At 44.4% G+C, this 2,702-nt stretch carries 3 protein-coding genes; 1 reads left to right on the forward strand and 2 read right to left on the reverse strand.

What is annotated here, in order from left to right; genetic code table 11:
* A partial coding sequence (locus ACKPQ4_RS00110) for a sulfatase family protein (protein WP_407679173.1) occupies nucleotides 1–756 on the forward strand: 756 nt, incomplete at its 5' end.
* Between the two features lie 9 nt (nucleotides 757–765).
* Here the strand turns inward: ACKPQ4_RS00110 and ACKPQ4_RS00115 are convergent.
* Both ACKPQ4_RS00115 and ACKPQ4_RS00120 read right to left on the reverse strand, forming a co-directional pair.
* The gene (locus tag ACKPQ4_RS00115) at nucleotides 766–2,094 is read right to left on the reverse strand and encodes an outer membrane protein assembly factor BamB family protein (protein WP_407679174.1); all 1,329 of its coding nucleotides are present in this window, start codon (nucleotides 2,092–2,094) and stop codon (nucleotides 766–768) included.
* A gap of 77 nt (nucleotides 2,095–2,171) precedes the next feature.
* Nucleotides 2,172–2,702 (reverse strand): DUF1501 domain-containing protein (locus ACKPQ4_RS00120; RefSeq protein WP_407679175.1); only part of this gene is annotated, 531 nt, incomplete at its 5' end.

Genomic DNA, 2,702 nt, shown 5'->3' on the forward strand with positions numbered 1-2,702 from the left:
TTTCATGTCGATCCTAAGTTACTCAATAAATTTTCTGATTTGGATGAGCCAGATGCCATCTATGCGGCCACTCTTTACCATGCTGACTTACGGATTGGTGAGTTGCTCAATGCCTTAGACCGTATTGGGTTGGCTGATAATACCTTGGTTATTTTCTCTTCTGATAATGGGCCAGCACGTTCGGTTGCTGCAGCTCCCTTGGCACTCACATATGACTCGGCAACAGGTCTTGGATACGGTATTGGTGCAGCCAAGGGGATAACCGGAGGCCGAAGGAAATACAAAGGTTCTCTTATGGAAGGAGGGATTGGAGTACCTTTTATTGCCCGTTGGCCGGGTAAAATTCCTGCTGGCAAGGTGGATAAATCAAACTTTCTTTCCGCAGTGGATTTACTTCCAACCTTTTGCGAACTGGGCGGATTAACCCTGCCTGTTGACTACCGACCAGACGGGGTGAGTCAGGTTTCTGCCCTGATGGGAAAGGAAAAAGGTACACGAGAAAAGCCTTTGTTTTGGAGAATGTCACATGGATATGCCATTGTTCACCAACAATGGAAATTAGTGAGTAACCGAAAGTTCACAACCTTTGAACTATTTGATCTGGTTGCCGATCCACTCGAATCTAAAGATTTATCCAAATTGAATAATGAAGTCACTCAGAACCTCATTGGTATGATTAAAGATTGGACCAAGTCCCTGCCTGAAAACCCATCCGGCCCAGTTTTTTCTTCCTTGCGTGCTGAACCAGCAAAGTAATTCAAGCTTTCAGGGGAGTCCCGTTGCAATTCGATAGAGGGCTTTTTCGGTTCGAACAAGAAAGCTACCTCTCAGGGGTACGAAAGAAGCCATGTGGCCATCGTCCAAGTGGTTTTCAGCAAGAATTTTCATAGAGGTACCTGGCTGGATAACAGTGGTTTTTCCAGAATGATTAGAAATATAGATTTTCCCATCTGCAAAAGTGGGGGATGAACTGTATTCTCCTTCTAATCTTGAGCGCCATAGTACTTCACCATCTCTTGCGTTTAAACAGGTTAAAATCCCACCGTCGTTTATCACATAAAGCGACCCATCAACGATTATCGGGGATGGTTTTTTTGGTGCCCCCTTGGTCATTTTCCATGCCAGGCTTGGAGGGTGGTTGCCGTGCATTTGATAAGCATGAATTTCTCCTTTCATAAAGCCTGTGGAAACAATAAATAGATTTTCAAACCTCAAGGGTTTACTCACATTTGAAAAGCCAAGGATTCCATAGTTTATTTTCCAAAGCTCCTTACCGGTTTCCGGGTGATAACCGTACACCCAGTCTGCACCCGTGGAGATTAATACAGGACCATTCGAACCATGTACGATTAGGGGAGTGGCGTAGGCCTTTTTTGTTTGTGGATTTTCTCTTAATTTTCCACTTCGCTTACGATGCCAAGCGATTTTCCCAGTTTCTTGAAAGAGGGCAACTACGCTCTGTTTATCAGTTCCATCAAGATGAAAAATCATCAATTTATTCCAAAGTACTGGGGTGCTGCCTGGTCCATTTTCATGATGAATCCAAAGATCGGGCTCTTGGTTTTTCCAAATAATTTGTCCGGTTTTACTATTTAGGCAGGCATTTCCAAAAGCACCAAAGTGTATGAATAACTTTCCATTTTTTAGAATGGGAGAGGGGGAGGCGTAACTATTTAAGCGATGAATTGCCTGGGGTGCTTTCTTTTCGAAAACTTTGATCTGTCGAATGATCTTCCCTGTCTTTAGATCAACCTGCAGGGCGATAAATTCTACTTTTGACAGATAATGTAATCCCATAGCCCCCGGAAAGGAACTTTCATTTGCTCTTCTCTCCCGCTCCTCCTGCGAAGCCACGGTTTCAAGGGCTGTGGTAATCCATGCGGTTGAATCTTGATATACTGGGGAGGAATGTCCTCTTCCGGGTAGAAGGGTTTTCCACGAGAGGTTTTTATTTTCTGACCATTCGAGGGGATATTCTCCTGCGGGTGCATGGCCATTTCCGTTCGGCCCTCTCCATTGCTCCCAACCTTGGCTGGAAAGAAGAAGGGTTTGAGCGATAAGAAAAAGAAAAACGAATTGGGCGGGTTTACACATTCAGTCGATAAAGGTATTATCTTAACCTCGACTAGCACCTAGGGAAGAACGAAAACCCAGAGAATAATTAAAATAAATTAGGAGAGAATGGGTTTGACTACATGTCCATGTACATCGGTTAAGCGAAAATGCCTACCTTGATACTTAAAAGTCAGACGCTCGTGATCGATGCCAAGTAAGTGGAGTATAGTGGCGTGAAAATCATGCACATGGATCCCGCCATCTTCCACATTGTATGAGTATTCGTCCGATTGCCCATAAGTTATACCTGGTTTTATTCCTCCCCCGGCAAACCAAGTTGAATAGTTCCGCGGATGATGATCTCTGCCAAAATTATCCTTATTGAATTTTCCTTGGCAATAATTAGTCCTGCCAAACTCACCTCCCCAAATGACAAGTGTGTCATCGAGCATTCCACGCTGCTTGAGATCGGCAACCAGTGCATAGGATGCACGATCTGTTTCTTTGCACTGCTTTTTGATCGCCTTGGGCAAGCCGCCATGTTGATCCCATCCTTGATGGTAAAGTTGGATAAATCGGACATCTTTCTCGGCCAACCTTCTTGCAAGTAAACAATTTGCCGCAAATGTACCTGGAGTACGGGCATC

The sequence above is a fragment of the Candidatus Chordibacter forsetii genome, from assembly GCF_964187505.1.
GTDB lineage: Bacteria > Verrucomicrobiota > Verrucomicrobiia > Opitutales > Seribacteraceae > Chordibacter > Chordibacter forsetii.

Excerpts from the sequence above, each read along its gene's own strand:
- ACKPQ4_RS00115 (WP_407679174.1), bottom strand. The coding sequence starts at position 2,094 with ATGTGTAAACCCGCCCAATTCGTTTTTCTTTTTCTTATCGCTCAAACC.